A 1,502-nucleotide genomic window follows, 5' to 3' on the forward strand; every position below is an offset into this window, starting at 1 on the left:
GCCTGCGCGGCGCCGGGCCCGGGATGGTCGAGCGCGGCATTGCGCAGCGCCAGCGCGGCCGCGCGCAGGGCCGCCACGCGCACGGTATCCTGCGCCGGCGGCAGCGGCGCCTGGTCCAGAGCAGGTTGCAGCAGGGCATGCGTGGCCGCGATGCGCGCCAGCTTGCCGGGCTGCCCGTCCGGCACGAGGCTGGCCGCCGTCACGACCCGCGCCACCTCGGGCAGGCGTTCGATGCGCGCCGCCTGCGCCCCGGCTGCGGCGAGCGATGGGGCCAGCACCTGGATGTTGTCCAGGCCGATGTCGGTCGTGCGCGCCAGTGCGCGCAGGGCGACCATCGATTCGCTGTGCGGGTCCTTCAGGTGCAGCGGGTCGAAATCGAAGTCGAGGTGGCGCAGCAGCGGCAGCCCGGCGACCACGAGCGCCAGGGTGCCCACCAGCAGCGGCTTGCGGTGCGCCTGCAGCGCGCGGTCGACGGGGGCCAGCCGCGGAAAGCCGGGTGCGGTGCGCGCGGGCGGTGGATCGAGCAGGCGGATCAGTGCCGGCAGCACGGTCAGGCAGCCGGGCAGGGCGACGAACAGGATGCCGCAGCCGGCGATCTGTCCCAGCTCGGCCACGCCGCGGTAGGCGGTCGGCAGGAAGGCGAAGAAGCCGAACGCGGTGGCGATGGCGGCCAGCGTGAGGGGCAGGGCGATCGCGTGGCCGGCGGCATGCAGCGCGGCGGTGGGTGTCGTCTGGCGGTGGTGCAGCTCGCGGAAACGCACGCCGAACTGGATGCCGAAGTCGATGCCGATGCCGACGAACAGGATCGCGAAGGCGACCGAGATCAGGTTCAACGCGCCGACCATCAGGATGCCCAGCGCGGCCGTGAGCGCCAGTCCGCCGGCCATCGTCAGGCACACGGCCAGCACCAGCTTGCCGGAACGTAGCGCGTACCATAGCAGCGCCAGCACGAGCGCCAGCGCGACCAGGGTGCCGGCAAGGCCGCCTTCCTGCAGCGACGCGAATTCATCGTCCGACAGCGGGATCGGTCCGGTCAGCGCGACACTGGCCTGGTAGCGTGCCGCCAGGCGCAGGTCCCGCGCGCTGGCCCGGATCGCATCCGCCGCCGCCGCGCCCGGCATGAGGTCGGTGAAATCGAGCACGGGCCGCACTTCGACGAGGCTGAACGCCGAGGCGGGCGGGCTGGCGTCCGGCAACGCCTGCCACGACAGGGCCGCCGGCCGCCCCGCCAGCACGCCCTCCACGGCGTCGGCACTGCGCGCGAGCAGCGGGGCCATGCCGGGCAGGCCGACCTGGCCCGTCTGCAGCGGCGTGCCCAGGGTGACCGCCAGCAGATTCGCCAGCCCGCGCAGCGATGGATCGTGGGCGAGGGCGGCAATGAGGGGGCGGGCGTCGCGCAGTCCGTCCGTCAGATCGGCGAGTTGCGCCTCGGGCAGGTAGAGCAGGCCATTGCGTCGGAAAAAATCTTCGTCTGCGCCGAGGCTGACGGCGCGGAACCTGGC

1 protein-coding gene is annotated in these 1,502 nt (G+C 73.7%); it reads right to left on the reverse strand.

The genetic code is table 11. The annotated features are described in order from the left end of the window. Window positions 1-1,502: MMPL family transporter (locus AC1DYX_RS31065; RefSeq protein WP_477266067.1), on the reverse strand; the 1,502-nt coding region annotated here is incomplete at both ends.

Source organism: Massilia sp. P2_C2 (genome assembly GCF_056404615.1).